Here is a 15,930-nt window from a genome sequence, read left to right as displayed (position 1 = left end):
ACGACGCGGCTAACCGGCCGGGACCGGCGGGAGTCGCGAGGGTGCGAGGCGTCGCCGTCACTCCGACGGCTCCCGCGTCTCCAACCACTCCAGCGCGGCGTCGAGGTCCGTGCGCGGCGGCGAACAGGTGAACCCCTCGCAGACGTAGGCGGTCGGCTCGCCGTCGGTCGCGTCGCGGTCCGCCCAGATCGGGGGGGCCTCGGCCATGCCGAGGCGGTCGAGCCACTCGTCGAGTCCCGTCTCGGTGAGCGGCCGGGGCGCGACGAGGGCCCCGGGCAGGTACCGCTCGCCGAGCGTCTCGCGCCACTCGCGCGGGACCTCGGCAGCGGCGATCGTCACCTCGATCCCGCCGGTCTCGACGAGGTCCGCGGCCCGCACGAGCGAGGCGTGTTCGAGCGGGCTCCCGCGGATCCGGTCCCCGTGGGTCGTCACGACGCGCTCCGCGATCTCCCGGAACTCCCCGTCGGCCCGGAAGCCGTCGAGGAGCGCGAGCGTCTCGGCCGCGACGCCGAGGCTCGACGGCGTCGACCGGTCGGTGAACTCCTGCGGCCGCGCGATGAGGGGGCCGGCGTCGGCGCGGTCGTCGGCCGTCCCGTCGTCGAGGTCCCGCGTGAAGTAGATCGTGCCGTCGTCGGCGTCGTAGAACTCCTCGACGAGCGCGCCGGCCAGGTCGAGCGCGAACCCGAGCGGCTCCGGGTCGCCGGTCGCGGCGTAGGTGTCGAGCGCGCCGCGCGCGAGGAACGCGTAGTCGTCGAGGTAGCCCGGCCCCCGCACGTCGCCGTCGAGCCAGCGGCGGGCGAGCGCGCCCGCGTCGGCGTCGGCGTCGTAGAGCCGCTCGCGGCAGAAATCGAGCGCCTCGCGGGCGATCTCGGCGTACGGTTCGCCGAGAGAATCACCGGCTCTCGCGAACGCGGATATCGCCCGCCCGTTCCACGAGGCCAGCACCTTCTCGTCGCGGGCGGGCCGCGGCCGCGACTCGCGGGCGTCGAACAGCGCCGTGCGCGCCTCGACGAGCGTCTCGCGGACCGCCTCGGGCGACAGGTCGCGGTCCGCGGCCAGCCCCTCGACCGACGCGGCTATCGTCGGGACGGTCGTGCCGCGCTCGAAGTTGCCCCCGGACCGGATCCCGTAGCGATCCTTCGCCAGCGACGCCGCCGGCTCGTCGAGGACCGCGTCCACCTCCTCGGGCGTCCAGACGTAGAACGCCCCCTCGACGTCGTCTCCCCCGACGTTCCCCGCGTCGACGTCCGCCTCCTCGTCCGCCTCCGAGTCGCTTCCGCGGCTCGCTGGCCGGCGGCTCCGCGCGTCGAGCGTGCTGAAGAACCCGCCGCCCTCGTGGCGGAGCTCGCGGTCGAGGAACGCCAGCGACTCGCTCGCGACGCGGGCGTACCTCGGGTCGCCGGTGAGCCGGTAGCCGTCGAGGTAGGCCATCGGCAGTTCGGCGTTGTCGTACAGCATCTTCTCGAAGTGGGGGACGGTCCACTGACGGTCGACCGCGTAGCGGTGGAACCCCCCGCCGACCTGGTCGTACATCCCGCCGTCGGCCATCCCGTCGAGGGTCCCCGTGGCGGCAGACAGGAGCGCGTCGCGGCCGCGGCCGGCGTACGCGCGCATGAGGAGGTCGATCCGGCCCGGCATCGGGAACTTCGCGCCGCCGCTCCCGAAGCCGCCGTACTCCTCGTCGTAGCCGCGCAGCGCCGCGGCGGCGGCCGTGTCGAGCAGGTCGGAGCCGGGCGGCGACGCGTCGCCCTCGGCGGGCGTCGGCACCGACTCCAGTTCGTCGCGCGCGCTCTGGGTCCACTGGTCGGCGCGCCGCTTCATCTCCTCGCGCTGCTCGGGGTCGCTCCACGAGTCGGCGATCCGTTCACAGAGGCCGCGGAACCCGGGCTGGTTCCGCCGCGGCTCGGGCGGGAAGTAGGTCCCGACGTAGAACGGCTTCCCCTCGGGCGTACACCACGCCGAGAGCGGCCAGCCGCCCCCGCCGGTGACGAGCTGGCAGACGGTCATGAACGTGCTGTCGACGTCGGGGCGCTCCTCGCGGTCGACCTTGATCGGGACGAACGAGTCGTTCACGACGGCCGCGACCGACTCGTCCTCGAAGCTCTCCTCGGCCATGACGTGACACCAGTGACACGAGGAGTAGCCGATGGAGACGAACACCGGCACGTCGTGCTCGCGGGCGCGCTCGAACGCCTCGTCGCCCCACGGCTGCCAGTTGACGGGGTTGTCCGCGTGCTGTCGGAGGTAGGGACTCGCCTCCCCGTCGAGGCGGTTCCGCTCGGTCGGCTGTGACATGGCCCTGGTTCGGCCCGGCGCGACAAAAGGCGTCCGGGCCGCGCCGAGCGCCGCCGCTCGGGACGAAAGTATCCACGAACGCGCACACATCTAGTCGCGTAGAGAGTAAGGTTTACACTACCGTGCGGTCACCCGTCGGGCATGACGGAGACCGTGCTGCTGGTGGGAGGCGGCGGCCGCGAACACGCGATCGCTCGGGCGGTGGCGGACGACTGCGCGCTGTACGCCTGCGCGAGCGTCCGGAACCCGGGCGTCCGGCGGCTCGCGGACGGGTTCGAGTCGATCGACGAGACCGACGCCGAGGCGGTCGCCGAGTACGCGACCGCGGTCGACGCCGACTTGGCCGTCATCGGCCCGGAGTCCGCGCTGGAGGCCGGCGTCGCGGACGCCCTGGACGACGCCGGCGTCTACGCCTTCGGTCCGCGTGCGGCGGAGGCCCGCTTGGAGACGGACAAGGCGTATCAGCGGGAGTTCATGGAGCGGAACGCGATCCCCGGCTGCCCGGACTACGCCGTGTTCGACGACACCGAGGCGGCCTGCGAGCACATCGACGCCTACGACGGCGACCTCGCGGTCAAGCCGGCCGGGCTCACCGGCGGCAAGGGCGTGAAGGTGATCGGCGATCAGGTGACCGCCGAGGAGGCAAAGGCGTACCTCCGGGACTCCGACTACGACCGCGTCGTCCTCGAGGAGCGGCTCGTCGGCGAGGAGTTCACGGTTCAGGCGTTCGTCGCGAACGGCGACGTGCGGACGACACCCGCGGTCCAGGACCACAAGCGCGCCTACGAGGGCGACGAGGGGCCGAACACCGGCGGGATGGGATCGTACACCGACACCGGTCTCTCGCTCCCGTTCATGGCCGAGGGCGACTACGACGCCGCGGTCGACGTGCTGGAGGCCGTCGTCGACGCGCTCCCCGACTACAAGGGCGTCCTCTACGGGCAGTTCATGCTCACCGACGAGGGCCCGAAGGTCGTCGAGTTCAACGCCCGCTTCGGCGACCCGGAGGCGATGAACGCGCTCCCCGTCCTCGACACGCCGTTCGTCGACGTGCTCGCCGCCGCGCGCGACGGAGAACCGCTCCCCGAACTCGCGTTCTCGGGGGAGGCGACCGTCTGTAAGTACGCGGTGCCCGACGGCTACCCCACCGACCCCGACGCCGGGGCGGCGATCGCGGTCGACGAGGAGAGCGCGGGCGACGCGCTCCTCTACTACGCCAGCGTCGACGAGCGCGACGGCGGGCTGTACACCACCACGTCGCGGGCGTTCGCCGTCGTCGGCCGCGGCGACTCGATCGCCGCGGCCGAGGCGCAGGCCGAGGACGCGCTGGCCGCCGCGGGCGACCGCGTCCGCATCCGCCACGACATCGGTACGGCCGACCTCGTTCAGCGCCGGATCGACCACATGGACGAACTGCGGGACTGATCCGGTCCCGTCGGTCGGCGGTCCGGAGCGACCCTTTTATCCTCCCCGTTCGAACGGCGTGACGTGACAGACGACGACGCGGCCGCGACGCGCGAGGACCCGTCCCGAAGCGACCGCCTCGACCGGTTTCCGACCCCGGGAACCCGCAACTCGCTGTGGTCGTGGCCGGACGCGAAGTCGCCGCTCGCGGTCGTCCGCAACTACGTCGCGATCGTCCTCGCGCGGATCTGTCCGAGCCTCCGGCTGAAGAACCGGCTGCTCCGGCGGATCGGCGTCACGGTCGGGGAGGGCGTCGCGTGGGGGCTGGAGTCGACGCCGGACGTGTTCTGGCCCGAGCGGATCCGCGTCGGCAACGACGCGATCATCGGGTACGACGCCACGCTGCTGTGCCACGAGTTCCTCCACGAGGAGTACCGGCTCGGCGACGTGGTCGTCGAGGAACAGGCGATGATCGGCGCGGGGGCGATAGTCCTCCCGGGCGTCACGGTCGGGGAGGGCGCGCGCGTCGCCGCGAACTCGCTCGTCGCGGAGGACGTCCCGCCGGGCGCGACCGTCGCGGGGGTCCCGGCCGAGGTCGTCTCGCGGACGGACGCGGCGGCGAGCGACGACTGACCGCGGCGACTACGCGGCGGCGAGCGACGACTGACCGCGGCGACTACGCGGCGTCGAGTTACGCGGCGTCGTCGTCCGTGTCGCCCTCCCCGGCGTCCGCGTCGCCGCCGTCGCTCGCGGCTCCTCCCTCCTCCGCGTCGGCGATGTGCGCCTCGGTGCTCACGCGCTCCAGATCGACGCCGACCTCCTCGGCGACGGCGTCGAGGACGGCCCGCTGCTCGGCCATCTCGTTTTCGAGCGTCTTCACGCGCCGGGAGGTGTCGACGACGGTCTCCTGCGTCTCGTCAACCTCGTCGCGCAGTTCGCTGATCTTCTTGTACGTCCGCTCGGCGCGGTCGGCGAGCGTCTGGATCTTCTTGGCGGTGTCCCCGAATCCCATACCGACCGGTCGGCCCGGCGATACGTGTGCTTTTCCGTTCGATCCGAATTCACTCGGCGATTCGCTCCGGTCGACGGTGGACTTTTGCCCGACTCGCCCCTGATACGGGTATGAGCGTCGACCGGATCCTCTTGACCAACGACGACGGCGTCGACGCCGCGGGACTGCGCGCGCTCTACGACGCCCTCGCGGCCGAGTACGCGGTGACCGTCGTCGCGCCGGCGGACGACCAGTCGTCCGTGGGCCGCTTGCTCTCCGAGGACGTCGCCGTCGAAGCGCACGACCTCGGGTACGTCGTCGACGGTACGCCGGTCGACTGCGTCGTCGCGGGGCTCGACGAGCTCGTCCCCGAGGCGGACGCGGTCGTCGCGGGCTGTAACGAGGGCGCGAACCTCGGGGCGTACACGCTGGGCCGGTCGGGGACCGTCTCCGCGGCGGTCGAGGCGTCGTTCTTCGACGTGCCCGCGGTGGCGACCTCGATGTACGTGCCCGGGGGCGACGACTGGTGGAAACGCGAGTTCGAGGGGCCGGACTTCGCGCACGCGGCCCGCGCGACCCGGTTCCTCGTCGACGAGGCGGTCGAGGCGGGCGTGTTCGACCGCGCGGACTACCTCAACGTCAACGCGCCGATCGCGGACGCGGACCGCGCGCCGCTCCGCGTCACGACGCCGTCGACGTGGTACGGGCTGCGAGCGGAGCGGAACGGCGACGGTCGGGTCGGGTTCTCCGACCCGATCTGGGGCCGGATGAACGAGGACGACGTGCCGGACTCGGTGGGGACCGACCGACGCGCCGTCGTCGACGGCGAGGTGTCGGTCTCGCCGCTGTCCGTACCGCACGCGGCCGAGCCGGACGCCGGGGTCGACGACCTGATCGACGCCTACGAGGCGGCGCTCCGGTCGTGAGAAGCGGTCGCGCTACTCGCCGTCGCCGCTGACCGTCACCTTCGCCTCGCTCAGCACGCGGTCGCCCATCTCGTAGCCGGGCTCGTACACCTCGTGGACCGTCCCCTCGGGGCGGTCGCTGTCGACGCGGAGCATCACCTGATGGCGCGCGGGGTCGACCTCCTCGCCCGGCTCCGGGTCGATCGACTCGACGCCCTCGTCGGCGAGCACGTCGTCGAACTTCTCTAACGTCGACTCGACGCCGGGGCGGAGGTCGCTTCCCTCGTCTTGGTCGAGCGCGCGCAGCAGGTCGTTGCGGACCGGGGTGAGCCGCTCGACGAGCGCCTCGGAGGCGCGCTCGCGGATGTCCTCCTGCTTCCGCTTCGCGCGCTGCTTGTAGTTGCTGAAGTCCGCCTTCACGCGGGCGAGCTTGCTCGTCAGCTCCTCGACCTCCTCGTCGCGCTCGCGGAGCTCCTCGCGGGCCTCGGCGAGGTCCGCCTCCAGCGCCGCGACCGCTCTCGCGAGCGCCTCGTCGTGTTCGGCGACGGCCGCGGCCAGCGCCTCGCCCTCGCCGGGCTCGCCCTCGGCGGTCGCCTCCGCCGTGCCGTTCGCTCTCGCCGCGTCGCCCTCGGCGTCGTCGGGGGACTCGACATCGACGGCGTCGTCGTCACTCATACCCGATCGAAGTCGGTCGGCGGGGATAAGCGTTCAGAACCGGGACGGGCGGATTTATGATCGCGGCGACCGACGGTCGTTCCCGCATGCCACCTCGACCATCGACCTTCTCGATCGCCGCCCGCGACCCGGAGACGGGCGCGGTCGGCGTGGCGGTCCAGTCGAAGTTCGTCGGCGTCGGCTCCGTGGTCCCGTTCGTCAGCGCCGACGCGGGCGCGGTCGCCACGCAGAGCTTCGCGAACGTTGCGTACGGCCCCGACGGGCTCGACCTGCTGCGCGAGGGCCACGCGCCCGCCGAGGCGATCGACCGGCTTACCGCGGCGGACGACGAGGCCCCGTCGCGACAGGTGGGAATCGTCGGCGTCGACCCCGACGAGCCGCCCGCGGCGTTCACCGGTGACGAGTGCCACGACCACGCCGGCGACCGACGGGGCGACCACTACACGGTCCAGGGCAACATCTTGGAGAACGCCGACACCCTCGACGCGATGGCCGCGGCGTTCGAGGAGACAGACGGGGGGCTCCCGGAGCGGCTGATAGCCGCGCTCCACGCGGGCAACGAGGCCGGCGGCGACAGGCGGGGCGAGCAGGCGGCGGCGCTGTACGTCGCGAAGCCCGAGGGCGGCTACGACGGACGGAACGACCGCTGGGTCGACGTGCGCGTCGACGACCACGAGCGGCCGATCGACGAGCTGGAGCGCGTGTTCAAGATCTACGACGTGACGCTCCTCGAACGCGAAGCGCCCGCGGAGACGCAGGAACTGACCGGCGACGCGGCGGTCGCCGTCGAGGCGGCGCTCGCGGACCTCGGCTTCTACGAGGGCGAGCCGACCCCCGACTTCGGCGACGACGCCCGGGACGCCCTGGAGTCGTTCCGCGGGATGAACAACTTCGAGAACCACTCGCTCCCGGTGCTGGAGGACGCCGTTGCGAGGGGCTGGGACGAGACGGACCCGGACGCCGATCCCGAACCGCGGCTGATCGACGCGATCTGGCGCGGGCTCTCGCGGCTCGACCGGGTGTAGCGGCGGCCCGCGGACCGTCTCCGTCGCCCCGGGCCGGCTCGCGCCGAGCGTGGCCGGTCGACTTTTGCCCGTCCGCTACCGAGCGGGCCCATGACCATCGAACCCGACGCGGTCGCAGACCTCATCGAGGAGCACCTCCCCGACGCGGTCGCGGACGTGACCGCGCCCCGGATCCACAACGACGAGGCCGAGGACGCCCACTTCGCGGCGGTCGTCGTCTCCCCGGCCTTCGAGGGCGAGTCGCTCGTCGACCAGCACCAGCGCGTGTACGACGCGGTCGGCGACCACATGACGCGCTCGGTCCACGCGCTGGAGATCAAGACGTACACGCCCGAAGCGTACGCGGAACACGGCGACGGCGCGCTCGCCGGCGAACTCCGCGAGGCCGGGCTGCTCCCGATCGACGAGGCCTGACGCCCGCGCTCCGACCCCTCGCGGATCCCTCCACACAGATGCGCTCCGCCATCGCCCGCGCCCTCCGCGGAACCGCGGCCGCCGTCTCGCTCCTCGCGTTCGCCGCGCTCTTCCTCGCCCTCCGAGCGCGCGTCACCGCGCCGACCGTCCTCGGCGGACTCGCCGCCGTCGCGGTCGCCACGCTGCTCGCGGCCGTCGGTCCCTCGGGAGTCCGGCAGCTGCTGGGGCGAGGTGAGCCGGGTCGCGGCGACGACCGCGGACCGACCGCCGAGGGGGACGCGTGGCTCGACGAGACCGGCGACGACGCGCCGTGGACCGACCGGGCAGACCGCGCCGCGGAGTCCGACCCGGACTGGTGGCTCGCGCGGCTCGACCCCGCGCTCGACGACGCGTGGAACCGCTGGGCGGACGCCGCGCTGACCGTCGGACTGGCCGCGCTCGGAATCGGGTCCCTCGCGCTGTTGGCCACCTACCCGGGCGAGGACCCGCCGCTCGGGTTGGCCGTGCTGGGCGTGTTCGGACTCAACGGGGCGCTCGTGGCGCTCCCGTTCCTGTTCGAGGGGGACTGACGCGCTCCCCCGCGGTCAGCCGTCGTCTCGGCCGTCGGTCGCGGCCGACTCGCCGCCACCCTCCGCGGACGCCTCGCCCGCGACGCGGTCGGCGACCAGTTCGGCCAGCGGGTCGACGGTCACCGTCAGGCGGGCGACGAGGAACACGACGGGGGCGAGCGCGACGAACAGGAACCCGGCGTCGTACGCCCACGCGGCGTCGTTCAGCAGGGGAACCGCCGCGCCCGCGAGCCCGCGGTACGCGACGAGGACCGCCCCGAAGACGACGAGCCAGTAGGCCATCCCGCCGGCGTTCTCGGCGATCCGGTCCGGCCGCGCGTCCGCCTCGGCGTCGGTTCCGTCGAGCGCCAGCCGCGTTAGCTCCGCGAACTTGGGCGCGGCGTACAGGAGGACGCCCGACACCGCGAGCGCGACGACGCCCGTCGCGACCGCGGCGAACGTCACCGGCGCGAACGGGACGAGCCGGTCCGCCCCCGGGAGCAGCGTCGCGACCGAGAGCACGCCGACGACCGCCAGCGCGCCGATCAGCAGCTTGCTCGCCGACCGGACGGTGTCGCGGTCGAGCGCGTCTCCGATCGCTGAGTCGTTCGAGATCATAGGCGCTCGGCCGTTGCCGGCGGACCGACATATAACGGGAACGCCGTCGCGCCGAGTTGACTCGGTTTCAGTCGAATTAAAATCACTCCAGAGAGCCCCCGATACCGCTGAAAAGAGGCGGAAGATCGATTTCAAGCCGGCGGTCGCTCCGCCGAGCGAGTCGTCGGACGCTCCTCGAAGCCGCGCGTATCAGCACCGACAGTATTGCTACCGCATCGCACGATTTTGCGCGTGTGACGCCTTCCAGTACCTTTTACAGCGTCTCGCGGGAAGGCCGAGCCATGGGAGACGACTACCGCACGGAGGAGGACAGCCTCGGCGAGATGCAGGTGCCGGCGGACGCCTACTGGGGCGCGCAGACCCAGCGCGCCGTCGAGAACTTCCCCGTCTCGGGGATCCCGATGAGTCGACGGTTCATCCGCGCGCTCGGCGTCGTCAAGAAGGCGGCCGCGCAGGCGAACCGCGACCTCGGCCTCGTCGAGGACGACACCGCGGAGGCGATCGTCGCCGCCGCCGACGAGGTGATCGCGGGCGAGCACGACGACCAGTTCCCGGTCGACGTGTTCCAGACCGGCTCCGGCACCTCCTCGAACATGAACGCCAACGAGGTGATCGCCAACCGCGCCGCCGAGATCGCCGGCGCGGAGATCGGCGACCGCGTCGTCCACCCGAACGACCACGTCAACTACGGGCAGTCGTCGAACGACGTGATCCCGACTGCGATGCACGTCGCCGCGCTGGAGGCCGTCGAGAAGGACCTCGTGCCGGCGCTGGAGACGCTCCACGCCGAGCTCGAAGCCAAGGAGACGGAGTTCGACGGCGTCGTCAAGACGGGGCGGACGCACCTCCAAGACGCCACGCCGATCCGGCTCGGCCAGGAGTTCGGCGGCTACCGGACGCAGGTGGCGAAGGGCATCGAGCGCGCCGAGGGCGTCCAGTCGAACCTCCGCGAGCTCGCCCTCGGCGGCACCGCGGTCGGGACCGGACTCAACACCCACCCCGAGTTCCCCGAACTCGCCGCGGAGTACATCTCCGACGAGACCGGGACGGAGTTCCGCGAGGCGGAGAACCACTTCGAGGCGCAGGCCGCCCACGACGCGATGGCGGAGGGCCACGGCGCGCTCAAGACGATCGCCGGCAGCCTCAACAAGATGGCCAACGACCTGCGGCTGCTCGCCTCCGGCCCCCGTAACGGGCTCGGCGAGGTCGAACAGCCGGAGAACCAGCCCGGCTCCTCGATCATGCCCGGCAAGATCAACCCGGTCGTCGCGGAGTCGGTCAACCAGGTCCACAAGCAGGTCGTCGGCAACGACGCCGCCGTCTCCGCGGGCGCGGCCCGCGGCGAGATCGACCTGAACCTCTATAAACCGGTCATCGCGCACAACTTCCTCGAATCCGCGGCGCTGCTCTCGAACGTCGCCGAGACGTTCGGCGAGCGCTTCGTCGGGAAGCTGGAGGCGAACGAGGAGTTCGCGCGCGAGCGCGTCGAGCAGTCGATGGCGCTGGCGACCGCGCTGAACCCCGCCATCGGCTACGACAAGGCCAGTAAGGTCGCGAAGACCGCGCTGAAGGAAGGGAAGAGCGTCCGGGAGGCCGCGGTCGAGGCCGGCTACCTCACCGAGGCGGAGGCCGACGAGGTGCTCGATCCCGAGGCGATGACCCACCGCGTCATCCTCGGCGACGAGGACTGACGCGAGAGCGACCTGTGCGGACGGGGCGACGCCGCCGTCCGCGCTGACGCCCCGTCTCTCGGTACACTGATTGGTCCGGCTGCCGACATCGTCTCCGTGAACGTCACGGCGACGCGCCGCGCGAACGCGAGCGGTCGGCGGGGTGACGGATGAGCGGTCGGCCGTACCCCAGTGAGCCGCCCATCACTCACGTGTACGACGCGGCGTACGCGGGGGTTCCGAACTGGGACATCGGGCGGCCACAGCGGGCGTTCGTCGACCTTCTCGACGCCGGCCTCGTTCGAAGTCCCGTCCTCGACGTCGGCTGCGGGACGGGAGAGCTGTCGCTGTTCCTCGCGCGGCACGGGCACGACGTCCTCGGCGTCGACCTCTCGCCGCTGGCGATACGGCAGGCCACGGAGAAGGCGCGCTGGCGGCGGATCTCCGCCCAGTTCCTCGTCTGGGACGCGCTGGCCCTCTCTCGGCTCCGCGCGGCCGACCTGTCCTTTCGAACCGTCGTCGACTCCGCGATGTTTCACATCCTCGGCGACCGCGAGCGCGACCGGTTCGTCGAGAGCCTCGCCGACGTCGTTCGCCCCGGGGGCCTCTACTGCGTCCTCGGTGACGCTCGGCGGGCCGACGGCGCGATATACGGACTTTCGCCGGAGGAAGTACGGACCCGGTTCGGGAACGCCGGGGGGTGGGAGGTCGCGTTCGCGTTCCGGACCGCATTCGAACGACGCCGGAGCCGTAACCCCGCTTACTTCGTGGGCGTCAGGCGGCTGTGAGTCGTCGCCGTCGGCGGAAACCCACCGGCCGTGCGTCGCCGCGGGTCAGTTGAGAAGCGGGTTGTCGAGCGGCTCGAACCGGTGGCCGCACTCCGGACACTCGACGAGCCGGCGCCCGCTCGCGTCGACGACGACCGCGAAGCGGCGGCTCCAGTCGCTGGCGCCGCACTCGGGGCACCAACGAACGATAGGTGGAATCATGCCGAAATCGAACTCCTGACCGTTCTATCCGTCCGAGCGGGAAATGGATGCCGGGGCGAGCGACGCAGTTCGACCCGGCCCGTCCGCCGAGCGATCGAGAACGCCTCACCGCCGCTCTCAGTCGCCGACCTCACAGTCCAGCGACTTCAGTCGCCGAACCGCGGCCGAGAGGTCTCTCTCTTTGACGAACACGTGGTCCGTCGCGTACGACGAGACGACGAACACCGAGACGTCGACCTCGGCGAGCGCCGTCGCGACGGCCGCCAGGAACCCCACGAGCTCGAAGGGGAGCTCCATCTCGAAGGTGAGCCGCTTCCACCCGTGTTCGACCGCGTCGGCCGCGACCGCGTCGACTCGGCCCTGCTCGACCACGACCGTCGTCTCGTTCGCCTCCCGGACCGTCGCGAACGCGTCGGGGCGGTCGCCGTCGGTCCGGCAGACCGCGTACGTCTCCTCGGAGACGCTGACGGTCCCGTCCTCGAGGAACTCGGCGGGATCCATGCGGTCCGCAGACGCCGGACGGGCAAAAAGGCGCGCCGGCCGGCGTCGTCGCCGCAGTCCCCCGATTTAGGCCTCGTTTCGGCCCCGGTTCGGATCCCGTCGCGACCGCGGTTCGCGCCGAATCGGAACCATTTAAGCCGGTGTCGGTACCGATCCCACACGGATGAAACTTCACGAATATCAAGCGAAGTCTCTCTTCGCCGACGCCGGGATCCCGGTTCCGGACTCCCGGCTCGCGACGAGCGTCGACGAAGCGCTCGACGCCGTCGACGAGATCGGCTACCCGGCCGCGATCAAGGCGCAGGTCCACGTGGGGGGCCGCGGCAAGGCCGGCGGGATCAAGATCGCGACCGACCGCGAGGAGGCCGAGCGGTACGCCGACGAGATCCTCGGGATGGATCTGAAGGGGTACACCGTCGACCAGGTCCTCGTCGAGGCCGGCGTCGACTTCGTCGACGAGCTGTACGTCGGCGTCACGATGGACCGCGGCGAGGGGAAGCCGGTCCTGATGGTGTCGACCGAGGGCGGCGTGAACATCGAGGAGGTCGCCGAGTCGAACCCCGACGCGATCGCGCGCGAGCACGTCGACCCCGCATTCGGCCTCCACCCGTACCAGGCCCGGAAGGTCGTCTACGAGGCGGGCGTCGACGCCGACGTGGCGCTCGACGTGGCGTCGATCCTCTCGACGCTGTACGACCTCTACGAGGAGAACGACGCCTCCGAGATCGAGGTCAACCCCGTGATGATCACGGGCGACCGCGACGTGGTCGCCGCGGACGCCGTGATGAACATCGACGAGGACGCGCTGTTCCGCCAGCCCGACCTCGCGGACATGGCCGAGGCGTCCTACGAGGACGACCTCGAACGCAAGGCCGGCGAGTACGGCTTCGACTACGTCCGCCTCTCCGGGAACGTCGGCATCATCGGCAACGGTGCCGGGCTCGTGATGACGACGCTCGACCTCGTGGACTACTACGGCGGCGCGCCCGCGAACTTCCTCGACATCGGCGGCGGGGCCAAGGCCGAGCGCGTCACGCAGGCGCTCGACATGGTGTTCTCCGACGACAACGTCGACGCCGTCGTCTTCAATATCTTCGGCGGGATCACCCGCGGCGACGAGGTCGCCAAGGGGATCAACGAGGCCCTCGAAGGGTTCGACGAGATCCCCAAGAAGGTGGTCGTCCGGCTCGCCGGCACGAACGCCGAGGAGGGGATGGAAATTCTGAACACCGACCTCGTCGAGGTCGAGAAGACGCTGGAGGACGCGGTCCAGCGCGCGGTGAAGAACGCCGAAGAGGTGACTCAATGAGCATTTTCGTCGACGACGACACCAGAGTGGTGGTCCAGGGGATCACCGGCGGGGAGGGGAAGTTCCACGCCGGCCAGATGATCGAGTACGGCACGAACGTCGTCGCCGGCGCGGTGCCCGGCAAGGGCGGGCAGGAGGTCGACGGCGTCCCGGTGTACGACACCGTCGACGAGGCCGTCGAGGCGGAGGACGCTGACGCCTCCGTCATCTTCGTACCGCCGGCGTTCGCCGCCGACGCGATCTTCGAGTCGCTCGACACCGACCTCGACCTCGCGGTCGCGATCACCGAGGGGATCCCGACGCAGGACATGGCGAAGGTGAACAAGCGGCTGGACGAGACCGACACCCGCCTCATCGGGCCGAACTGCCCCGGGATCATCACGCCCGGCGAGGCGAAGCTCGGCATCCTTCCCGGCAACATCTTCTCCGGGGGCAACGTCGGGCTCGTCTCCCGCTCCGGCACGCTCACCTACCAGGTCGTCGACAACCTCACCGAGCGCGGGCTCGGCCAGTCGACCGCCATCGGCATCGGCGGCGACCCGATCATCGGCACCTCCTTCGTCGACGCCCTCGAAGCGTTCGAGGCCGACACCGACACCGACGCCGTCGTGATGTGCGGCGAGATCGGCGGCGAAGACGAGGAACAGGCCGCGAAGTTCATCGGCGAGCACATGGACACGCCGGTCGCCGGGTTCATCGCCGGGCGCACGGCCCCGCCGGGCAAACGCATGGGCCACGCGGGCGCCATCGTCTCCGGCTCCGGCACGGGCACGGCGCAGTCGAAGATCGACGCGCTCAACGAGGCGGGCGTCCCCGTCGGCGACACGCCGGAGGAGGTCGCCGACCACGTCGAGGACTTCCTGTAGACGCCCCTCGACCGCCCGGCTCCCGGGCGCGCCGCCGGCGGCTCTAGTTTTCAATCCCGGTAGTCAGAGCGAAAGCTAAAGTTACGGGTGGCGCAACCTCCGCTTATGAACACAGGTCCCGACGACCCGTCGCCTCGCTCCGACTCGGAGGCTTCCGAGCGGTCGGGACCGACCGGCGACACCGCGACTCGCGTCCTGTTCGTCGACGACGAACCCGGGGCGGCCGACCTCGCCGCGACCCACGTCGAGCGGCTGCTCGACGGCGTCGAACCGGTCACGCGGCTCTCCCCCGACGAGGCGCTCGACGTCGTCCGCGGGGGGTCGATCGACTGCGTCGTCAGCGACTTCGACATGCCGGGCCACAACGGGCTGGAGTTCCTCGACTCGGTCCGCGGGGTGGACCCCGACGTCCCGTTCGTCCTGTTCACCGGCAAGGGGAGCGAGGAGATAGCGAGCGAGGCCATCTCGGCCGGCGTCACGGACTACCTCCAGAAGGGCGCGGGACGGGACCGCTACGAGATGCTCGCCAACAGCGTCGCGAACGCGCTCGGCCGGCGGCGGGCGGAGCGCGACCTCCGCGAGGTGAACGACCAGATCACCGGCATCCACCGGTTCGCGACCGGACTCGCGGACGTCGAGGACGTTCCGACCGTGTTCGACCGCGTCATCGACGTCGCCGAAGAGATACTGGAGTTCGACCGCTGCGTCGTCGCCCGGCGGCGCGGCGACCGACTCGTTCCGGTGGTCCGGTCGGAGAGCGTCTCGACCGACGAGATACGCACGTTCGACCTCGACGAGGGCGTGGTCGGATACACGGCGCGGGAGCAGCGGACCGTCGTCGTGGACAACCTCAGCGTCGATCCGGCGGACCCGGACGAACTGGAGGGTCCGGTCGACTCGGCGGACTCGGGCCGCCGCGGGCCCGACCACGACCGGGTCGGCGGTCCGGAGCCCCTCGACACGGCGGAGGTGGCGGACCCGGTGTCCGACGACGTCCGGTCCGCGATCAGCGTGCCGATCGGACCGTACGGGGTGTTCCAGGCCGTCTCGAACGGCTACGCCGCCTTCGACGCCGGCGACGTCGAGTTCGCCGAACTCATCGCGTCGCACGCCGCGAACGCGATCGACCGGATCCGGACGGAGACGGAGCTGCGGAGCGAGCGGGACCGCCTCGCGGCGCTGTACGACAACCTCCCGCTGCCGATGGCGAGCACCGTCATCGACGGGGACGGCGCGAAGCGCCTGACGGACACCAACGACGCCTTCGCGGAGACGTTCGGCTACGACGCCGCGGAGTCGACGTACGACGAGGTCGCCGACGCGGTCATCCCGCCGGAGACCGAGCAGTTCGACCACGAGACGCTCATTCGGGAGGACGAACCGATCAGGCTCGAAGTGCGCCGCCGGACGACCGACGGGCTGCGCAACTTCATCCTCCACGCCATCCCCGTCGTCCAGCCGGAGGAATCGGTCGTCTACTCCATCTACGCCGACATCGACGAGCAGAAGCGCGTCCAACAGACACTCAGGAAGCTCCACGCGACGACGCGGGAGATGTTCGGCGGCGAGAACCGCGAGGACGTCGCCGCGGTGGCGGCCCGTGCCGCGATAGACACCCTCGAGTTTCCGAACAGCGGCGTCCGGCTGTACGACCCGTCGGCGAACCGCCTCCGTCCGACGGCGATCAGCCGGGAGGCGACCGAGGCGTTCGGCGAGCGAC

17 protein-coding genes are annotated in these 15,930 nt (G+C 71.4%); 11 read left to right on the top strand and 6 right to left on the bottom strand.

The genetic code is table 11. The features are described 5' to 3' along the window. Positions 1-57: 57 nt before the first annotated feature. The gene (locus C464_RS11360) at positions 58-2,295 is read right to left on the bottom strand and encodes a thioredoxin domain-containing protein (RefSeq protein ID WP_006113845.1); all 2,238 of its coding nucleotides are present in this window, start codon (positions 2,293-2,295) and stop codon (positions 58-60) included. 141 nt (positions 2,296-2,436) lie between these two features. Between C464_RS11360 and purD the strand changes: the two genes are divergently transcribed. Together purD and C464_RS11350 are read left to right on the top strand one after the other, a co-directional pair. Beyond that, complete coding sequence (gene purD / locus C464_RS11355) at positions 2,437-3,720, top strand: phosphoribosylamine--glycine ligase (protein WP_006113844.1); 1,284 nt, start codon at positions 2,437-2,439, stop codon at positions 3,718-3,720. A gap of 63 nt (positions 3,721-3,783) precedes the next feature. Further along, positions 3,784-4,332 (top strand): acyltransferase, encoded by a 549-nt coding sequence (locus C464_RS11350; RefSeq protein ID WP_006113843.1) that lies wholly within the window; start codon positions 3,784-3,786, stop codon positions 4,330-4,332. Between the two features lie 58 nt (positions 4,333-4,390). Here the strand turns inward: C464_RS11350 and C464_RS11345 are convergent, their stop codons facing one another. After that, complete coding sequence (locus C464_RS11345) at positions 4,391-4,711, bottom strand: DUF5798 family protein (RefSeq protein ID WP_006113842.1); 321 nt, start codon at positions 4,709-4,711, stop codon at positions 4,391-4,393. A gap of 110 nt (positions 4,712-4,821) precedes the next feature. Here C464_RS11345 and surE point away from each other — a divergent pair, with 110 nt between their 5' ends. Then, the gene (gene surE, locus C464_RS11340; RefSeq protein ID WP_006113841.1) at positions 4,822-5,616 is read left to right on the top strand and encodes a 5'/3'-nucleotidase SurE; all 795 of its coding nucleotides are present in this window, start codon (positions 4,822-4,824) and stop codon (positions 5,614-5,616) included. A gap of 12 nt (positions 5,617-5,628) precedes the next feature. Here surE and C464_RS11335 read toward each other — a convergent pair whose 3' ends face one another. After that, on the bottom strand, positions 5,629-6,270 hold the full coding sequence (locus tag C464_RS11335; protein WP_006113840.1) for a nucleotide exchange factor GrpE: 642 nt from the start codon (positions 6,268-6,270) through the stop codon (positions 5,629-5,631). 86 nt (positions 6,271-6,356) lie between these two features. Here C464_RS11335 and C464_RS11330 point away from each other — a divergent pair, with 86 nt between their 5' ends. The 3 genes from C464_RS11330 to C464_RS11320 all read left to right on the top strand — a co-directional run bounded on the left by C464_RS11330 (position 6,357) and on the right by C464_RS11320 (position 8,278). After that, entirely contained in the window at positions 6,357-7,295 is a 939-nt protein-coding gene (locus tag C464_RS11330; protein ID WP_006113839.1) for a DUF1028 domain-containing protein, read from the top strand. A 90-nt stretch (positions 7,296-7,385) separates the two neighbouring features. Beyond that, positions 7,386-7,709, top strand: a complete 324-nt coding sequence (locus tag C464_RS11325; protein WP_006113838.1) for a BolA family protein — start codon at positions 7,386-7,388, stop codon at positions 7,707-7,709. A 38-nt stretch (positions 7,710-7,747) separates the two neighbouring features. Continuing rightward, positions 7,748-8,278 carry a hypothetical protein gene (locus tag C464_RS11320; protein ID WP_006113837.1) on the top strand — a complete coding sequence of 177 codons (531 nt, stop codon included), beginning with the start codon at positions 7,748-7,750 and terminating at the stop codon, positions 8,276-8,278. Between the two features lie 15 nt (positions 8,279-8,293). On the opposite strand, the gene C464_RS11315 is transcribed toward C464_RS11320, so the two are convergent. Next, complete coding sequence (locus tag C464_RS11315; protein WP_006113836.1) at positions 8,294-8,875, bottom strand: hypothetical protein; 582 nt, start codon at positions 8,873-8,875, stop codon at positions 8,294-8,296. A 281-nt stretch (positions 8,876-9,156) separates the two neighbouring features. On the opposite strand from C464_RS11315, the gene C464_RS11310 reads away from it, so the two are divergent. Together C464_RS11310 and C464_RS11305 are read left to right on the top strand one after the other, a co-directional pair. After that, the gene (locus C464_RS11310; protein ID WP_006113835.1) at positions 9,157-10,566 is read left to right on the top strand and encodes a class II fumarate hydratase; all 1,410 of its coding nucleotides are present in this window, start codon (positions 9,157-9,159) and stop codon (positions 10,564-10,566) included. Between the two features lie 149 nt (positions 10,567-10,715). After that, complete coding sequence (locus C464_RS11305) at positions 10,716-11,333, top strand: class I SAM-dependent methyltransferase (protein ID WP_049911095.1); 618 nt, start codon at positions 10,716-10,718, stop codon at positions 11,331-11,333. Positions 11,334-11,378: 45 nt separating this feature from the next. Here the strand turns inward: C464_RS11305 and C464_RS19250 are convergent, their stop codons facing one another. Together C464_RS19250 and C464_RS11300 are read right to left on the bottom strand one after the other, a co-directional pair. After that, complete coding sequence (locus C464_RS19250) at positions 11,379-11,534, bottom strand: hypothetical protein (protein ID WP_006113833.1); 156 nt, start codon at positions 11,532-11,534, stop codon at positions 11,379-11,381. Between the two features lie 117 nt (positions 11,535-11,651). Then, on the bottom strand, positions 11,652-12,035 hold the full coding sequence (locus C464_RS11300; protein ID WP_006113832.1) for an ACT domain-containing protein: 384 nt from the start codon (positions 12,033-12,035) through the stop codon (positions 11,652-11,654). Positions 12,036-12,198: 163 nt separating this feature from the next. On the opposite strand from C464_RS11300, the gene sucC reads away from it, so the two are divergent. The 3 genes from sucC to C464_RS11285 all read left to right on the top strand — a co-directional run. Beyond that, positions 12,199-13,344, top strand: coding sequence for an ADP-forming succinate--CoA ligase subunit beta (sucC, locus tag C464_RS11295; RefSeq protein WP_006113831.1), 1,146 nt, complete (start codon positions 12,199-12,201; stop codon positions 13,342-13,344). After that, on the top strand, positions 13,341-14,210 hold the full coding sequence (gene sucD, locus C464_RS11290) for a succinate--CoA ligase subunit alpha (RefSeq protein WP_006113830.1): 870 nt from the start codon (positions 13,341-13,343) through the stop codon (positions 14,208-14,210). Before sucC ends, sucD begins: the two co-directional genes overlap by 4 nt. A gap of 105 nt (positions 14,211-14,315) precedes the next feature. Next, positions 14,316-15,930: response regulator (locus C464_RS11285; protein WP_006113829.1), on the top strand; the 1,615-nt coding region annotated here is incomplete at its 3' end.

Origin of the sequence: Halorubrum coriense DSM 10284 (assembly GCF_000337035.1) — an archaeon.
GTDB lineage: Archaea > Halobacteriota > Halobacteria > Halobacteriales > Haloferacaceae > Halorubrum > Halorubrum coriense.
The sequence above is the reverse complement of the archived record's forward strand: the minus strand, read 5'-3'. Positions and strand labels throughout refer to the sequence as shown.